At 48.3% G+C, this 17,756-nt stretch carries 13 protein-coding genes and 1 tRNA gene; 10 read left to right on the forward strand and 4 right to left on the reverse strand.

Annotated features, from left to right (window positions below; translation table 11 throughout):
* A partial coding sequence (locus E2B99_RS05935; protein ID WP_134244037.1) for an IS256 family transposase occupies nt 1-860 on the forward strand: 860 nt, incomplete at its 5' end.
* Between the two features lie 270 nt (nt 861-1,130).
* Here E2B99_RS05935 and E2B99_RS05940 read toward each other — a convergent pair.
* The 3 genes from E2B99_RS05940 to gltX all read right to left on the reverse strand — a co-directional run bounded on the left by E2B99_RS05940 (nt 1,131) and on the right by gltX (nt 4,159).
* The gene (locus E2B99_RS05940; protein ID WP_134244038.1) at nt 1,131-2,315 is read right to left on the reverse strand and encodes a tyrosine-type recombinase/integrase; all 1,185 of its coding nucleotides are present in this window, start codon (nt 2,313-2,315) and stop codon (nt 1,131-1,133) included.
* Between the two features lie 207 nt (nt 2,316-2,522).
* Nucleotides 2,523-2,598, reverse strand: a tRNA-Ala gene (locus tag E2B99_RS05945).
* 43 nt (nt 2,599-2,641) lie between these two features.
* A complete protein-coding gene (gene gltX, locus E2B99_RS05950; protein ID WP_134244039.1) occupies nt 2,642-4,159 on the reverse strand; it encodes a glutamate--tRNA ligase in 1,518 nt (505 codons plus the stop codon).
* Nucleotides 4,160-4,354: 195 nt separating this feature from the next.
* On the opposite strand from gltX, the gene E2B99_RS05955 reads away from it, so the two are divergent.
* From E2B99_RS05955 to E2B99_RS05995, 9 genes are all read left to right on the forward strand, one after another.
* Entirely contained in the window at nt 4,355-5,368 is a 1,014-nt protein-coding gene (locus E2B99_RS05955) for a sulfate ABC transporter substrate-binding protein (RefSeq protein ID WP_134244040.1), read from the forward strand.
* 285 nt (nt 5,369-5,653) lie between these two features.
* Nucleotides 5,654-6,565 (forward strand): 16S rRNA (cytosine(1402)-N(4))-methyltransferase RsmH, encoded by a 912-nt coding sequence (gene rsmH, locus E2B99_RS05960; RefSeq protein ID WP_134244041.1) that lies wholly within the window; start codon nt 5,654-5,656, stop codon nt 6,563-6,565.
* Nucleotides 6,565-6,873, forward strand: coding sequence for a cell division protein FtsL (locus E2B99_RS05965; protein ID WP_134244042.1), 309 nt, complete (start codon nt 6,565-6,567; stop codon nt 6,871-6,873). The genes rsmH and E2B99_RS05965 overlap by 1 nt, the downstream gene beginning before the upstream one ends.
* A gap of 17 nt (nt 6,874-6,890) precedes the next feature.
* Complete coding sequence (locus E2B99_RS05970; RefSeq protein WP_134244043.1) at nt 6,891-8,723, forward strand: peptidoglycan D,D-transpeptidase FtsI family protein; 1,833 nt, start codon at nt 6,891-6,893, stop codon at nt 8,721-8,723.
* 8 nt (nt 8,724-8,731) lie between these two features.
* Nucleotides 8,732-10,333, forward strand: coding sequence for a UDP-N-acetylmuramoyl-L-alanyl-D-glutamate--2,6-diaminopimelate ligase (locus E2B99_RS05975; RefSeq protein WP_134244044.1), 1,602 nt, complete (start codon nt 8,732-8,734; stop codon nt 10,331-10,333).
* Between the two features lie 57 nt (nt 10,334-10,390).
* Nucleotides 10,391-11,845, forward strand: a complete 1,455-nt coding sequence (locus E2B99_RS05980; protein WP_134244045.1) for a UDP-N-acetylmuramoyl-tripeptide--D-alanyl-D-alanine ligase — start codon at nt 10,391-10,393, stop codon at nt 11,843-11,845.
* A gap of 26 nt (nt 11,846-11,871) precedes the next feature.
* A complete protein-coding gene (mraY, locus tag E2B99_RS05985; RefSeq protein WP_026471578.1) occupies nt 11,872-12,990 on the forward strand; it encodes a phospho-N-acetylmuramoyl-pentapeptide-transferase in 1,119 nt (372 codons plus the stop codon).
* Between the two features lie 139 nt (nt 12,991-13,129).
* Nucleotides 13,130-13,900: a hypothetical protein gene (locus E2B99_RS05990; protein WP_134244046.1), complete on the forward strand. Its 771-nt coding sequence runs from the start codon at nt 13,130-13,132 to the stop codon at nt 13,898-13,900.
* A gap of 176 nt (nt 13,901-14,076) precedes the next feature.
* A complete protein-coding gene (locus tag E2B99_RS05995; protein WP_134244047.1) occupies nt 14,077-14,880 on the forward strand; it encodes a putative RNA methyltransferase in 804 nt (267 codons plus the stop codon).
* 76 nt (nt 14,881-14,956) lie between these two features.
* Here E2B99_RS05995 and E2B99_RS06000 read toward each other — a convergent pair whose 3' ends face one another.
* Nucleotides 14,957-17,641, reverse strand: a complete 2,685-nt coding sequence (locus E2B99_RS06000) for a penicillin-binding protein 1A (RefSeq protein WP_134244048.1) — start codon at nt 17,639-17,641, stop codon at nt 14,957-14,959.
* Nucleotides 17,642-17,756 lie beyond the last annotated feature (115 nt).

Raw genomic sequence — 17,756 nt, forward strand, 5'->3', positions numbered from 1 at the left:
ATATTCAAAAACATATTGCAGACATGTATGGACTGGATGTTTCAGATGGTGCAATTACCAACATTACAGACAAACTCCTCCCGCAGTTACAGGCATGGCGACAACGTCCACTGGATGCTGTTTATCCGTTTATGTGGCTAGATGCGATACATTATAAAGTGAGAGATAAAGGCATTTATGTCAGTAAAGCAATCTATACCATTTTAGCTTTAAATACTGAGGGCAGGAAAGAATTGTTGGGCCTATATCTATCGGAAAGTGAGGGTGCAAACCACTGGCTTACTGTTCTGTCGGATTTACAAAATCGAGGTGTTCAGGATATTCTGATTGCTTGCGTGGATGGCTTAAAAGGCTTTCCTGAAGCCATAGCAGCGATTTACCCCAAGACTGAGGTGCAACTGTGTATTGTTCATCAGATTCGTAACTCTCTACGCTATGTAGCCAGTCGTGACCAAAAGGCGTTTATGGCTGATTTAAAGCCAATTTACCGTGCTGATACCAAAGGAGCAGCAGAAGCGGCACTCGATGAACTGGAAGCAAAATGGGGTGAACAATATGGTGTGGTTATCCAGTCATGGCGTAACAAATGGCATCTACTTTCAGCTTATTTCAAATATCCAAAAGCGATTAGAAAACCGATCTATACGACCAATGCGGTTGAGGCTGTACATCGCCAATTCCGTAAACTGACCAAAACCAAAGGGGCTTTTCCTAATGATGATAGCTTGATGAAATTACTGTACATTGGTATTCAACAAGCTTCGGAAAAATGGACAATGCCTGTCACCAACTGGGGACAGACTATCACTCAATTATCTATTTACTTCGAGGGGCGTTTAGACGATATAATTAAAATCTAGTAATTTGGCTGACACAGATTTTTGAACGCCCCCCTTTTAATGCGGTAAGTTTTATATAAATCTAAAGTGTTTAGATTATTATCTTTTATTTAAAGCACTTTAGGTTCTTATTCTGCTCTAAGCAAAATATTAGATTTTCTTTAAATATTTTGAGTTAATTCTATTAGGGTGCATCTGTTCAACTTGATTAAAGCATAGGCAAGCATAGATTCTTGCCTACTACATCCTTAAATTACATATCTCAGCCTGCTTGTTAAAAGCCTACATGACTTATCCAGCTTTCAGCTCATCCAGATAATCAGCCCAGGCCTGCATCATTGCTTTACGCTGATCTAAGAAGCGGGTGCGGTTATAAGCACCACCTAGTGCATCAGGCACCCGGTGAGCCAACTGGTGCTCAATCACATCACGATCCATACCCAGTCGTTCATGCAGAATAGTACGCGCCATTGCCCTGAATCCATGGCCGGTCATTTCTGTCTTGGTGTCATAACCCATACGACGTAGAGCTGCGTTAATGGCGGCATCACTCATCGGACGGTTAGGGTCACGGCCACCAATAAAAACGTATTCGTATATCCCTGTTGATTGATGCAATTGCCTTAAAATTTCTAAAGCCTGCCTTGATAAGCTGACAATATGATCCTGCTTGGTCTTGGTGACAAAATAGCGCCATTCAGCCCGGTCAAAATCAATTTCTGACCACTTGGCCTGCCGTAATTCGCCTGGACGTACAAAGAACAGGGCAGCAAGCTGTAGAGCACACTTAACGACGAAGGTGCCATTAAACCCATCGATTGCCCTTAATAAGGCACCAGCATCACTTGGTTCGGTAATCGCAGCAAAGTGGGTTTTATGGCGCTTGGTGAGCACACCGCGTAATGCACTTGAAGGATCATTAACATTAGTACCGATTGCAATGCCATAGCGAAAAATCTGCCCACATTCCTCCAATGCCCGATAAGCTGTATCAACAGAGCGATCTTCAATACGGCGGATCACTTCAAGCAGTTGCGGCGCACTAATTTCTGCAATGTTCCTTTCACCCAGATAAGGCAATAAATCAACTTCAAGCCGACGCTTAACCTTATTAGCAGTACTGGTTGCCCAAGCTGCCTGTTTTTTGCCATACCACTCTAAAGCAACATGCTGAAAGCTGTTTAACCCGGCATCTTCCTTCTGCTGAACTTTTTTCAGGGCATTGGGATCAATGCCTTTTTTCAATAGCCTTCGCGCATCTTCCTTTTTCTCTCTGGCTTCGGCAAGTGACACTTCAGGATAGGTGCCAATGCCATAGGACTTCTGTTTGCCTTCAAAACGGTAGGCCATATACCAGGATTTACGGCCAGTGCTGAACACATGAAGTTGTAAGCCCTGAATATCGCTGTATTTGTCAGGGGATTTCTGGGTGGCAGGGGGAATCGGTAATTTCTTAATTTTGGCATCAGTGAGCATCTTGGCATCCTCAAATCATAAGGGTTATGAGTGATTTGGCTGATTTGTTGGTATGGATTTTTAAATACCATCATATACCAACAGATCTACCAACAAAATGCCTAGATTCCAATGGATCATATCGGATTCGCTTGGACAACAAAAAAGCCTTGGAGCTATATGCTTCAAGGCTTTTCGGACGATTTTGGACTTCTTTAAATCTAAATATGGTGGAGATAAGCGGGATCGAACCGCTGACCTCTACAATGCCATTGTAGCGCTCTACCAACTGAGCTATATCCCCATGGGTTGCAGATGTTAAGCAGTCAGCGCCATCCTGTCAATCATTAAGTTGGATTGGCGTCATCATCTGCTGAATTTTTCGGCATTTGCAGGCTTTCATTCAGTTTTTGCCAGGCTTTGGTTTCATTTTTACTCACACCACCCAGTACTTCCAGCGCCGCACGCAGGCGGGCGTAGGTGAGGTCAGCGCCCAGAATCACCATGGATTCCATCACTGGCGTACTGCTGGTTGAGCCAGCAATCGCCACAAAAAATGCCGGCATAAAGTCACGCAACTTAATGCCCATTTGTTCAGCCAGCGTCATCAGGGTTTGGCTGACACTATCCTTGTTCCAGCTAATCAGCGCCTCCAGGCGCCATACCGCCAGTTGCAGGCTCTGACGCACTTGTTCTTCGCTTAGCTTCTTGCTGGCAAAAGCCTCAGGCCCAACTTTAGGCACACGGTTAAAGAAAAAGCCTGCCCAGTCAATCGCATCAGACAGGGTGTTAATACGTGGCTGGATTGCTGCCGCAATTTGTTCCAGTTTTTCCCGGTTGCCGCGCCATGCCAGAATTTTGTCCAGTAATTGTCCCGGTGTTAGACCTTTAATCCATTGTCCGTTTAGCCAGTTAAGTTTTTCCACATCAAAAATTGGCCCGCCTAAAGACACGCGCTTAATATCAAAATTGGCAATCATGTCATCAAGCGTAAATTGTTCACGCTCATCCGGCATCGACCAGCCCATGCGACCCAGATAGTTCAGCAAGGCTTCCGGTAAAATGCCGATATCACGATAATAGGTAATGCTGGTGGGATTCTTGCGTTTGGACAACTTGGATTTGTCGGGGTTGCGCAGCAGCGGCATGTGGCACAGTACTGGCATGTCCCAGCCAAAATATTGATACAGCAATTGATGTTTAGGGGCGGAAGGAATCCATTCCTCACCACGAATCACATGGGTAATTTGCATCAGGTGGTCATCCACCACATTGGCCAGATGGTAGGTGGGCATGCCATCGGTTTTCAGCAAAATCTGCATGTCCACCTGTTCCCATGGAATTTCAATCGTGCCGCGTAGCATGTCATCAATCTGGCAAGTGCCACTTTCCGGAATTTTCATACGGATCACATGCGGTTCACCGGCAGCCAAACGTTGCTGGACTTCCGAATCGGATAGTTTTAAGCCACGGCCATCATATTTTGGCGTTTCGCCGCGTACCTGTTGATCGCTACGCATTTGATCCAGTTCTTTACTAGTGGCAAAGCAATAAAAGGCGTGGCCTTTTGCCACTAGGTCTTCAGCATATTGCCGATAAATGCCCATGCGCTCGCTTTGGCGATAGGGCGCATGTGGCCCGCCAATATCCGGCCCCTCGCTCCAGCTTAAGCCCAGCCAGCGCAATGAATCCAAAATCATTTTTTCAGACTCAGGCGTTGAGCGGGTCTGGTCAGTGTCTTCAATCCTTAAAATGAATTCACCACCATGTTGCCGGGCAAAGCACAGGTTAAATAGCGCAATATAAGCAGTTCCAACATGAGGGAAACCGGTTGGCGAGGGCGCAATACGGGTACGGACAGTCATAGGTCTTGGCGTGCAAAATTTCTAAATTGCAGCGATTATAGCGGAAAACTTACGGTAACGTCCCGCTATTCATGCGCTGGCCGCTGCTGGCAGATTTAGCAAAATATAAGATAAGAAAACATATTTTAATTATTTTTCATGGCAAAGGTTTTTGCGTAATCTTGCCAGCATAATCAATATGCAAGGTAATTACTGATGCGCACACGGGGGATAAGAAAAGTTGCAGTGACGCTGCTGATCGGCACGGGGATCATGAGCAGTGCTTTTGCAGAAACCAAATTCTTAAATGTGTCCTATGATCCAACGCGTGAGTTTTATCAGGAATACAATAAATCATTTGCTAGTTTCTGGAAAAATAAAACAGGTCAGGACGTTGATTTTCAGCAATCACATGGTGGCTCAGGCAAACAGGCCCGTGCCGTGATTGATGGCTTGCAGGCTGATGTGGTGACACTGGCGCTGGCTAATGATATTGATGAGATCAGTAATGCTGGGTTAATTGATAAAAACTGGCAAAAAGAGTTTCCCAGCAATTCCGCACCTTATACCTCAACCGTGGTGTTTCTGGTGCGTAAGGGCAACCCTAAAAATATTAAGGACTGGAATGATTTAACCAGGCCCGGTGTGGAAATTATTACTCCCAACCCAAAAACTGGTGGCGCACCGCGCTGGATTTATCTGGCAGCCTGGGGTTATGCACTGAAGCAGCCTGGTGGTAATGATGCCAAGGCGCGCGAGCTGGTTAAGCAGTTGTATCACAATGTTAAAGTGCTGGATTCGGGATCACGCGGTTCGCTCACCACGTTTGCCGAGCGTGGCATTGGTGATGTGCTGCTGTCCTGGGAAAATGAGGCACTGCTGGCAACCAAAGGCGGGCTGGACAAAGACCAGTTTGAGATTGTTTATCCGTCTGTTTCGATTTTGGCAGAACCATCCGTGGCGATTGTCGATAAAAATGTCGACAAGGATGGTAACCGCAATCTGGCCAAAGGCTATTTAAACTATCTGTATTCGCCTGTCGGGCAGGGGTTGGCTGCCAAGTATTTTTTCCGGCCACGTGACCGACAAGTACAGGCCAAGTATGCCGCACAGTTTCCCAAAATTAAGCTATTTACCATTGGTGATGTATTTGGGGGCTGGCGTAAGGCTCAGCAAACCCATTTTGTCAATGGCGCGATTTTCGACCAGTTGTATGAGTCCAAAAACTAAACTAACAAAACCTAGAATAACAGGACTCCAGCCAGCTCCTATGCTGCTGGTTAATTCAATGTACCTTGCATTGAATTAATCAGCAGTATGGTGAGGCCAAGCTTATAGATAGTGCATTAAGGTTAGTAGAAAAAAGCTCAGAAATAATTAGCCCGCTAAACTTTAGACAAGAAAATTAAATAATTCTAATAAATGTGACCTGCTACAAAAAGTTGCTTTGCGCAGCCGTGCAACAACATGATAATGTCGCCCCTTGCAGGTCTTATTCTTTACAAGTGTTGCGGTATGTCCCATATTTCTGTGCTATTACATGAAACGATTGATGCGTTACTGGCTGGACGCACAGAAGGTATCTACATTGATGCCACGTTTGGGCGTGGAGGCCATACCCAGGCTTTGTTAAACCGCTTAAGTGCCAATAGCCGGGTCATTGCATTTGATAAGGACCCGCAGGCACAGGCTGTGGGTGCCGAACTGATGCAGCAGGATGCACGCCTGACTATGGTGCATGCCAGTTTTGCCGAACTCACGGTTCAGTTGGCACAGCTCGGTACTGGTTTGGTTGATGGGGTCATGGCAGACCTGGGCGTGTCTTCACCGCAGCTGGATCAGGCCGGGCGAGGCTTTAGCTTTATGCAGGATGGCCCACTGGACATGCGCATGGACAATAGCAAGGGGCTTACGGCCAGGCAGTGGCTACAGGATATTGAAGAAGAAGACCTGGCCAATGTATTATTTCAATATGGCGAAGAGCGCTATAGCCGCCGGATTGCCAGAGCCATTAAGCAGGCTGGCCTGATTGAAACCACAGGTCAACTGGCACAAATTGTCAAGGAAGCGCATCCCAAATGGGAAAAACACAAGCATCCGGCCACGCGTAGTTTTCAGGCAATCCGGATTGCCATTAACCATGAACTTGATGATTTAACGAACTTTTTACCACAGGCTGTACAGGCCTTAAAGCCACAGGGACGATTGGCAGTGATTAGTTTTCATTCGCTGGAAGACCGCTTGGTCAAGCAGTTTATCCAGCAGCAATCTACATTGCCGGAGCAGGGCTGGTTGCCGCAACCAGAGCCTGATCCACGAACCATTAAGAAAGTTGCCCGTATTGCCCCAAGCCCTGCGGAAGTGAGCGAAAACCCGCGTGCCCGCAGTGCATGGCTGCGTGTGGCTGAGCGTTTGGAGCATGCCTAATGGGTATTCGATCAGTCTTGCATTCGCCATCATTAAAAACATGGTGTTTACCGATATTACTGATACTGCTGATTGTGGGTAGTGCCATTGCTGTGGTACAGCAGGTATTCATGTATCGGCAGGAGTTCAGGGGCTTGCAAGAGGTGCGTGAGGCCCGCGAAGACCTGGATGTGGAGTGGGGTCGCCTGCTGATTGAACAGCAGACCTTTGGTGCGACGGCACAAATTGGTAGCCGTGCTGTCATGACCCTGCGCATGTATTCTCCGCCACCTACCCAAACCGTGGTCCTAACCACACCGACGTTGTAAGCGGGCTTATTGCATCAATGAAAAAAAATATTCTTGCGGGCGACCAGAAAAAACGAGCCAAACAGCGCTCTGTGACTCAAAAGCCCAGCCTTGCCGTTGATTTGTGGCGCTTTAAAATCCTGTGGGGCTGTGTGGCGGCATTTTTTATGATCCTGATTGCCCGGGCCTTTTATGTGCAGGTACTGGATCACCAGTTTTTGCAGAAAAAAGCCGATGCCATGATTTTGCGTACCGATACGCTCAAGGCAACCCGTGGCGTGATTAGTGACCGTAATGGAGTCCCGCTAGCGATCAGCACCCCAATGGTTAACCTGTGGATGGATCCCAAGGAATACTTTGAGGCCGTGGCAGAGCATCGGGAAATTGAACAAAAGCTAAAAGAAAATCCCACCAGTGCGCGATTAAAGCGGCAACTGGCCCGAACCAATTTTGACTTAAATGCACTGGCTGATGCCATTGGTGAAGACCGTGAAAAGCTGATCAAGCTGGTTAGTGACAAAAAAACATCGCGCTATATTATTTTAAAGCGCCAGTTACCACCACCAACGGCCAAGGTGATCCTAAGCCGCAAGTTCCAGTCGGTTTATCCGGAAAATGATTTTAAGCGCTATTATCCGCAAGCGCAGCCCAATGCCCAGATTATTGGTCTAACCAACCGCAATGGTCGCGGGGTTGAAGGTCTGGAAATGGCCTGGAACAAGCTGCTTACTGGTGAAGATGGCAAAATGCGGGTCATGCGTGACCGCCGCGGCAACCGGATTAAGGATGTTGAGCTGATCAAGCCGGAAACACCGGGTCAGAACATGACCTTAAGTATTGATTCGCGCTTGCAGTATATTTTGTATCGCGAGTTAACCGCGGCTGGGATCGCGCAAAATGCACGTTCTGCCACTGCAGTGGCGGTGGATGTGAAAACCGGTGAGATTCTGGCCATGACCAGCTGGCCGTCGTTTAACCCGAATGATCCCAATGGCCTGACCAATAAGGATGCCATGCGTAACCGTGCAGCCATTGACATGTTTGAGCCGGGTTCCACCATGAAGCCCATTTCCATGCTGGCTGCACTGGAAAGTGGCAAATGGCAGGTGAACAATACGGTCAATACCAACCCCGGCAGCATGATGATTGGCAACCACCGGATCAGTGATACGCATAATTATGGCGTGCTGGACATGCGCGGGATTATTGTTAAGTCATCCAACGTGGGGATTGCAAAAATCGCCTTGTCACTGCCTTATAGCACCATGCCCACTTTCTTTAAACGGCTGGGTTATGGGCAGCGAACTGCCGTGCACTTTCCCGGTGAAGCTGCAGGCTTGATTCTGCCATCCAAACTGTGGAATGTATCCGAAGTGGCCACCATGTCGTATGGCTATAGTTTAAATGCCACGGCATTGCAGGTGGCTCAAGCCTATGCCACTGTAGCTAATAACGGTGTGGCGCATCCCCTCACCTTAAAAAAACTGGACAAAGTACCAGCAGGTGAACAATTGATTGATCCTAAAATCACGCAGGAAGTGCTGAGCATGATGGAGGGGGTAATCCAGCCGGGCGGGACAGCCACCCGTGCTGCCATTCCGGGCTATCGCGTGGCGGGTAAAACCGGGACAGCACGTAAGCTGGTGAATGGCCGTTATTCCACCACAGAGTACCGTGCCCTGTTTGCAGGCATTGCCCCAGTGAGTAATCCACGGATTGCCATGGTGGTAGTGGTCGAAAATCCGGTGACCAAATACGGTGGACTGGCGGCTGCCCCGGTGTTTAGTAAGGTCATGCAGGAAACCTTGCGCTTACTAAATGTCCCGCTAGACCGGGCACTCGACCTGCCAAAGTTAAGCCCGGCAGACTAAGGTGAGCCATGTTAGAGCCTAATTTAGCGGTTGTATCTTCACCCTGTTCACTGGGGCAGCTTTGGCCTGAATATGCTGATAATCACTGGCCAACCCAGCCAATAAACAATCTGGTTCTGGATAGCCGTAGCGTTAAAAAAGGCGATGTGTTTTTTGCCCTGCAAGGCACCGCACAGGCTGCACGCATGGCTGAGTTTATCCAGTCAGCGTTGACGCAGGGTGCTATGGCTGTGTTCAGCGAGGTGGCAATTAACCAGTTTGATGATGAGTTTGTTGGCCAGTTTGAAAACCAGCCGGTATTTTTTATTGAAGATTTACGCCAGTGGATTGGCATACTGGCCCAGCGCTGGCTACAACACCAGCAAACAGTAACGCTGCCGCGGATTGCAGCAGTTACCGGCACCAATGGCAAAACTACCGTAACTCGCCTGCTGGCCGAGCTGTTGTATCAGGCAGATTTCAAAAGCAGCGTCATGGGCACCACAGGCAATGGCATTTTGCCCAATATTGAGCCATCGACGCATACCACAGTAGATGCTATTCACCTGCAACAGCAATTGCATCGCTTTGGTGAGCAGGGCGCACAGTATGCCTGCCTTGAGGCCAGTTCACATGGGCTGGATCAGGGACGGCTGGCTGGGACGCCAATCGAAGTGGCCATTTTTACCAATTTAACCCGTGATCATCTGGATTATCATGGCACGCTGCAACACTATGCCGCCGCCAAAGCCAAACTGTTTGCCTTTCCTTCATTAAAATACATTGTCTTAAATGCAGATGATGCAGCATCGGCCATCATGCAGGATGCAGCCGTGCAAGCCGGGCATGGGAATGCTCAGGACGCAGGGCAGGGATCAGGACAAGGTGCAATGATCTGGACGTATTCCTTAAAAGATTCCACAGCCGATTTTTATGTTCGCCATGTTCAGTATTCACTGTCCGGTGCCGCATTGGCCTTAAGTACGCCACACGGCGAGTGCACCTTGCATAGCCCGTTACTGGGACATTTTAATGTGGCCAATTTACTGGCGGCGATGGCTGGTGCACTGGCATTTGGCCTGAGCCTTGCACAAATTCAGCAGTTTGTGCCATTGCTGCAAGGTGCGCCGGGCCGGATGCAGGTGGTTCAGGATCAGCAGCGGCTGTTTGTGGTGGATTATGCGCATACCCCCGATGCCCTCACGCAGGTGTTGGCCAGCTTAAAGCATCATGTCACGAATGAAGGCCAGTTATGGGCAGTCTTTGGCTGCGGTGGCGACCGCGACCGGGGCAAGCGTCCGTTAATGACTCAGGCTGCACTGGCACTTGCAGATCAGGTGTTGTTAACGGCAGATAACCCGCGTAGTGAGGCAGTGGAGCAAATTCTGGATGATATGCTGGCTGGTATTGACGAGCAGCAACGCCAAAAATTACAGATAGAAGCAGATCGCCGCCTTGCCATTCGTTTTGTGGTTGCTGAGGCTAAGCCACAGGATATTGTGGTGATTGCAGGTAAAGGTCATGAAAATTATCAGGAAATTGATGGCGTGCGCCACTGGTTTGATGACGTGGTGGAGTTAAGGGCAGCATTGGGTTTAAAGGGCGCATCATCAACCGGCTATCCGGCATAGCTGGTGTTCGTAAGTATATTGGTGTTTTTAGGCATATTAAGGCATATCGAGTAAATCATGGGTCAGTCTGATACTCTTCCAACATCTTCGGCTGCTACTGCGCCGTGGAGCAGTGAGCAATTACAGCAAGCCACGCAAGGCCAGTGGCATAACCTGCATGCACAAACGCCAGCATCATTTAACCGGATTGTGACTGACAACCGCCGGGTGCAGCCCAATGATGTGTTTCTGGCACTGGTGGGTGAGCGTTTTGATGGCCATAACTTTGCGGCTGATGCGGTTGCAAATGGTGCCAGTGCAGTGATTGTTTCTCGTGTGATTGAACAACTGGCGGTGCCCCAACTGGTCGTGCCGGATACGCGCTTGGCATTGGGGCATCTAGGAAGTTATCGCCGCCAGCAGCAACCGGATTTAACCGTACTGGCCCTCACTGGCAGTAGCGGTAAAACCACAGTCAAGGAAATGCTGGGCAGTATTTTGCGCTTGAGTGCGCCTACGCTGGTAACCCGTGGCAATTTAAACAATGACCTTGGCGTGCCTATGATGCTGCTGGAATTGCTGCCGGAGCATCGCTACGCCGTGATGGAACTTGGAGCCAACCATGTGGGCGAAATTGACTATACCTCAAATCTGGTGCAGCCACAGGTTGCCGGTGTGCTGAACATTGGCACAGCGCACATGGGGGAATTCGGCGGACGTTTGGGTATTGCAAATGCCAAGTCGGAAATTTTTAAACATTTAAAAGCCAATGATACCCATCCGGCGATTGCCATTGTGCCTGCACATGGGGATTTTAGTGACGTGGTGCAGCAGGCCGCTAGTCGTCATAAAACCATTTCATTTGGTACGGGCGGTAATGTCTTTGCCGAGAATATTGAATTACAGGCTACCAGCAGTCAGTTTGAGCTGGTGACACCGCAAGGCCGGATTGCCATTTCCTTGCCGTTTGCTGGCCAGCACAATATTGAAAATGCACTGGCAGCAGCCAGCTTTGCACTGGCGATTGATGTTCCCCTGCAACAAATTGCGCAAGGTCTGGAATCCGCCGTTGGCGCACAGGGTCGCCTGACTTTTAAAAAGTATGGCAACTGGCTGGTTATTGATGACACCTATAATGCCAATCCACATTCCATGCGCGCTGCCGCACAGGTACTGGCCGCGCAGGCAGGCCGCAAAATACTGGTGCTGGGTGACATTGGCGAACTGGGTGAAGCGGCTCGTGAAGAGCATTATTCACTGGGACAGGATTTAGCAAGCCTAAAACTTGATGCTGTATTTGCAGTGGGTGAATTTGCAGCACAAACCATTGATGGCTTGCAGTCACAAAACCAGCAGATGCAAGCACAGGCATTTACTGAAAAACCTGAGTTACTTCTACATTTGCGTCAATTTTTGGCACAGGCTAAAACGTCCAATGCCAGCTTATTATTTAAAGGCTCACGCTATACCAGAATGGAAAGCCTGATTGCTGATTTGATTGATGGCCTGCCTGCTGGCGCAATTGCTGGCTAAACTGCCAATTTAGGGGAGAACGCGTAATGCTGTTATGGCTATCTGAATTACTGGCTACACACTTTAGCTGGTTTCAGGTTTTTCGATATTTAACCCTGCGTGCCCTGTTGAGCGTGCTGACCTCAATGGGCATCGGCCTGCTGGTTGGGCCTTATATGATCCGCAGGTTGCGTGCGCTTAAATATGGTCAGGCAGTCAGTAGCTTTGCCCCGGAAAACCATGCGGTTAAAATGGGCACACCCACCATGGGCGGCATCCTGATATTGATCAGTATTGGTATTAGTACCTTGCTCTGGGCAGACTTGCGTAATCCCTATGTGTGGATTGTGCTGGGCGTGATGGTGGTATTTGGTGCCGTTGGCTGGGCAGATGACTGGATCAAGATTCGCTATAAGGATAACAAGGGCTTGCCCGCGCGCAAAAAGTTTTTCTGGACGTCAATTGCGTCATTGGGAGCTGGTATTGCGCTGTATGTTATTGCTGCCCAGCAAACCAATCCCGTGCATAGCGCCGGCATGCTGGATCTGCTGATTCCATTTTTCAAAAACCTGAGCTTGCCATTTTCAGTGATTCCGTATGGCCTGGCCTTCATTGTATTTACCTATCTGGTAATTAATGGCGCCAGTAATGCCGTTAACCTGACCGATGGACTGGATGGTCTGGCTATTATGCCGGTGGTGATGGTGGCTGCTGCACTGGGCGTATTTGCATACCTGTCCGGCGATGTGCGCTTTGCCGATTATCTACATATTCCCTATGTGGTCTATGCCAGTGAATTGGTTGTCATTTGCAGTGCCATGGTTGGGGCAGGACTGGCATTCCTGTGGTTTAATGCGCATCCTGCCCAAATCTTTATGGGTGATGTGGGTGCACTCGCCTTAGGCGCCATGCTGGGCACGCTGGCCGTGATGGTGCGTCAGGAAATTGTATTTGCCATCATGGGCGGTGTATTTGTCATGGAAGCCGTATCGGTGTTCCTGCAAATTGGTTCATTGCGCATGCGCCAGAAACGGGTATTTTTAATGGCACCACTGCATCATCATTATGAAAAGCAGGGCTGGAAGGAAACCCAGGTGGTGATTCGTTTCTGGATTATCACCATTATTCTGGTGGTCATTGGCCTGATGACCCTGAAATTGCGATAACTTGTTCACTAAAAAATAAACAGAAGCTGGCTAGTCCAGCTTTTTTTATACTTGTTGCTTACAGTTATCATTTGGCTGTCACAAATACTGCCTAAAATCTTTAACGGGTTAAATCGTTGAATCATGTGGAGTGTGTACAGTGACATTGCCTCAGTATTACCGTACGCCTAAGGGAAATCAGGCACTTGAAAACCGTTCGGTCAAACTGACTTCGCGCCAGCGCGCCTTGCTGCTGATGATCGAAAATGGCAGTGCCAGTCATTTAAGCCAGCAGCAGTTACGTCAGCTAGCCACCCCGGATAATCTGGCAGTACTACTGGAACACCAGCTGATTGCTGCACCAGAAACCAATAAGTTCCCAGAAGCGAGCACGGTGGCAGAAACTAATGTGCAGGCCATACCGTCGGTGTTCACTCCAGAAATTCAGCCTAGCGCGCCAATTCATGTTGAGGCTGGCATTTCACAGCACCAGCAAATCATCACTGAAAATCAAATAGCCCAGCCAGCCAGCGCTATAATATTACAAACCCATCAGGAAATTGTTACACCTGAACGAATGCCGGATTTAATCCCCAGTCTTGCTGGACAGGATATTATTATTTCTGCTGACCTGCATTCAGCGGCCATGTTGCCCAGTAATCCAGTTTATTTAAGTTTTGATGAGGTCAAGCAATTGATGATGAGTAGCCTGCGCGAATATTGTGGTTTGCTGGCCAGCGCACTTATCAAGGATATTCAGCATACCAGTAGCATTACCAAGCTACGCATGTGTCAGATGCGCTGGGTGACGACCCTCACCGAAACCCGTGCACCATCAGCACAAATCAAACGATGGGTAGAACAAATCAACGATAGTCTGAACCATGTCAGTGAAAGCCCAGTCAGCTCCCATGAGGCATTGACTTTATAAACAGCAGGACAAATCAGTGTCAGATCAGTTGAAACCCAAAAGTATTCTTAATGTGGTTTTTAAAAAATAATTATTAAAAAAACCACGGCTAAGGAGTCAGGTAAAAATAGCAGGGTAAAATTACTTCACGGTTAAAAACCCCTTACAATAGCGCTGCTTTTAAACAGGATAGCGCCATGACCATTATTTGTCCCTTGTGTCACACCGCGTTGCTGCAGGAAAAAACACGCTGGGTTTGTAGTAACCAGCATAGTTTTGACGTGGCAAGGCAGGGCTACGTCAACTTATTGCCTGTCCAGCATAAAAACAGTAAAAGTCCGGGTGATACCGTCGAGGCCGTACAGGCACGCCGTGAATTTTTGCAGGCAGGTTATTATCAGCCGCTTAAAGATCAGCTAATGAACTGGCTGGCTGAGTTACAGGCGCAGTTCGTGCTGGACATTGGCTGCGGTGAAGGGTTTTATACCAGTGGCATGCCAGAAGTTGCTAGTCAAATCATTGGCGTAGATATTGCCAAAACTGCCATACAAATTGCGGCCAAGCGCTACCCGGATATTAGCTGGCTGATTGCCAGTGCGGCCAAGTTGCCAATTGCCAGCCAGTCGATCGATGTCATCACCAGTTTTTTTAGTCCATTGCCCCGGGAAGAAATGGCGCGTGTTGTTAAGCCTCATGGTTACTTGCTGGTAGTAACCCCGGCAACAGGCCATTTACATGAAATGCGCGCGGCTCTGTTTGAGCAGGTCAATCCGCATCAGCCGGAAAAATTTATTGAAACGTTGGCACCAGATTTTTGCTTAATCCGGCAGGATGTTCTCACCTATGCACTAACGCTTGAGCAGAGTGCATTGCGGCATTTGATTGCCATGACACCTTATGCCTGGAAAGCCAAAGCAGATAAACGACAGCAATTGGAACAGGCTGATTTACTAAAAACCAGCGCCAGTTTTCAGGTTTATTTATTCCAAAAGCAGGGTTAAACCACTTTGCCCAGATTACATCTAATCAGGGCAAAATGATGGAGATTAACAACGTAATGCTTAAAGTGCTTTTGCCCTAGAAAATTTCTGAAGGGGCAACCGGACGTACTGGCGGCTTACTGGCTGGTGTGGCAGGAGACGTATTGGCAGGGTTGCCAGCAGTACTACTATTATTGTTGGCATTGCCATTATTGCCAGCAGGTGGTGTGGCAGGTGTAGTAGTAGGGATGGAAGGCGAGTCTGGCAGGTTTAGGTCATCGTCATCAATACCCATATCCGGCAAGTCTGCAAAATCATCAACCACAGTAACCTGCAATGGCTTGGGTTTATATAGCGGGGTTGCTACTGGAGGAACGCGACGCTGTTTGCGCTGTTCATCATTGGCAACCGGATCAAGCATGGGATCATCGGCATTACGATCCAGCGTCACCCATTTGCTAGGCGTGTCCTTAAGCGCATCGCCCATAAACTTGATCCAGATCGGCAGCGCAGCAACGCCGCCATATTCACGCCGTCCCAGTGTTTTTGGATTATCAAAACCCACCCATGAAATGGTCACCAGATTGCCATTAAAGCCAGCAAACCAGGCATCTTTGGCGTCATTGGTGGTTCCAGTTTTACCGCCCAGATCATTACGGCCCAGCTTTAAAGCCGCACGGCCTGTCCCATGTACAATCACGTCCTGCAAAATATTGGCCATATCAAATGCTGAACTGGACTTGATAATCCGGGTAGCCTGACGATAAGTTTTGCCGTTGCTGGCAGAAGTCGTTATCACTTGTGCAGGATTACTGGAAGCTGCATTTTGGTTTTCAGTGGCAGAAGGGGTCGATTCAGAAATTGATGCTACTGTTTTTTCAATAGGCTGCCCTTGCTTGTTACTTAACTCAACCACCTCACCATTATCATTAGCTGGCGTAGCGGTTGCGTTAGCCTGTTCAGGATTGCTCATGCAACTGGCGCAGGCATATAGCGGATTGGCTTCAAACAGGAGCTTATTATCTGGATCAACAACTTTTTCAATGACATACGGCTGAATACGAAAACCACCATTGGCAAATGTGGCATAGCCAGTTGCCATTTGGATGGGTAAAACCTGCGGTGTTCCCAGTGCAATGGTGAGGTTACGGGGAATTTTGTCTTCCACCAGACCAAAGTGAACCAGAAAATTACGTGCCCGGTCCAGCCCAACCGATTGCAGCAAACGGACTGATACCAGATTGCGTGACAGATACAAGGCGCGGCGCAAGGTAATGCTGCCCAGATAACGCCCATCCGAATTTTTAGGTTGCCATTTTCCGACTCTTAGCGGGCTATCGCTAACCATGCTATAGGGTGTCATGCCGCGTTCCAGTGCCAGGGTATAAATAAATGGCTTGATGGTTGAACCGGGTTGACGCCAGCCCTGTACAGCACGGTTAAACTTGCTTTGGGCAAAGTCATAACCGCCAACTACAGCTTCTACTGCACCATTATTGGGGTTTAACGCAATCAGTTGACCCTGAACTGCTGGAATCTGGGTGAGCACCCAGTTGGTTTTCTTGTCATCGGTTGGGCGCAGGCGAACAATATCATTGAGCTTAACCACCTGACTGGCATTGGCCGGAGTCCCGCCAACACGATCGGCACTATAATAACGTCGTGCCCAGACCATCCCATCCCAGCCTACAGTTGTGGTTTTACCATTGGCAAATACCGCTTCAAAGCTGCGGGAATTTACCTTGGTGACCTTGGCAGGCCAGGTATTGGCATACGGGACAAACTGTTTTAAGGGTTTGTCATTGGCCTCTGCACCGCGCCAGCCATGCCGACGGTCATAGGCTTCCAGCCCTTCGCGTACTGCAGTTTCTGCCATGCTTTGACGTTTGCTATCAACGGTGGTGTAAACCTTATAACCGGAATTAATGACCTGCTCACCAAAGCGCTTGACCATTTCAGCCCGGATCAGTTCGGCCAGGTAAGGATGTCTGGTTTGAACCCGATATTCCCGCATATTAAGCCGAATCGGTTCTTCTATGGCATTTTGATAGGTTTGCTGATCAATTGAACCTAATTGCAGCATACGCGCCAAAATCCAGTTGCGGCGTTCGAGTGCACGTTCCGGATTTACCACCGGGTTGTAGCGGGAAGGGGCTTTAGGCAAACCTGCAATCATGGCCATTTCGGCTACTGTCAGGTCTTTTAAATCCTTGTTGTAATAAATACGTGCTGCAGCTGCAATGCCATAGGCATTTTTACCCAGAAAAATCTTGTTGACATACAGCGTTAAAATTTCTTCTTTAGTCAGGCTTTGCTCAATCTTGCGCGCTAGAAAAATCTCGGTCAGTTTACGGCGCAGGGTGCGCTCAGGGGTTAAATAGTAATTTTTGGCGACCTGCATGGTAATGGTAGAACCGCCAGTTTGTGCCCCGCCACTCACCGATTCACTGACGGCACGTCCAAGGCCCTTAAAACTTACCCCATTATGTTCAAAAAAAGACGAATCTTCTGCAGCCAGAAATGCTTGTACCAGTTTTGGCGGAATCTGATTGTATTCCACGGGCATGGACAGCTTTTCGCCAAATTCGGCAATGAGTTCGTTGTCCTTGGTATAAACCTGCAATGGCTTTTCCAGTGCTGCTTCCTTTAACAGGTGCATGTCTGGCAAGCTCGGGTAAATATACAAATACATGCCATAAAAGCCCATTGGAATTGCCATAACCATCACAATTGCGAATAAAAAAAATGGATAGATACGGCCCGAACACGATAGCTTTTTCATAACAAGTGCGTTTTAATACCTGCAGGGATCGGAATTGACGCAGTATAGCGCCAGAAACTTAGGATTGTTAGTTTTACTATATTTATTATGGTGAGCTATTCGCACTATGTGTTGG

The organism is Alkanindiges illinoisensis, assembly GCF_004377485.1.
In the GTDB taxonomy this organism is placed as follows: domain Bacteria; phylum Pseudomonadota; class Gammaproteobacteria; order Pseudomonadales; family Moraxellaceae; genus Alkanindiges; species Alkanindiges illinoisensis_A.